This window comes from Bacteriovorax sp. DB6_IX (assembly GCF_000447775.1).
Lineage (GTDB): Bacteria > Bdellovibrionota > Bacteriovoracia > Bacteriovoracales > Bacteriovoracaceae > Halobacteriovorax_A.
In genome coordinates, this window is record NZ_AUNJ01000358.1 from 1 (window position 1) to 330 (window position 330).

At 33.3% G+C, this 330-nt stretch carries 1 protein-coding gene; it reads right to left on the reverse strand.

Annotated elements, in window-relative coordinates:
- A partial coding sequence (locus M901_RS11095) for a hypothetical protein (RefSeq protein ID WP_034721836.1) occupies window positions 1–313 on the reverse strand: 313 nt, incomplete at its 3' end.
- Window positions 314–330: the final 17 nt, after the last annotated feature.

Sequence of the window (330 nt, forward strand, 5' to 3'; positions counted from 1 at the left end):
CAGTTTCTCCATCAGAAGGAGATTTAACTGTGATCATCTCACCATTTGTCTTGAAGATATTATTCTGTTCTTTACCAAGCTCTGATTGGTATTGATCCAGTGAATTCTCAACTGTTCTTAATTCACTGTCTAAGTAACTTCTTAGAGTTGGAATATTAATAAACTCTCCATCAAGTTTAGAAATAGAGTTATCAAGAACCAAACGAGCTTCTTCTTTATTTTGTTTATAAATCTCTGTTGGAGACAAGAGTTTCACATTCTTCTTATGCGATCTCGTAATTGTTAATACACCAACCTGAGAAGAGTTTTCCATGATTCTTCTTACAAGAT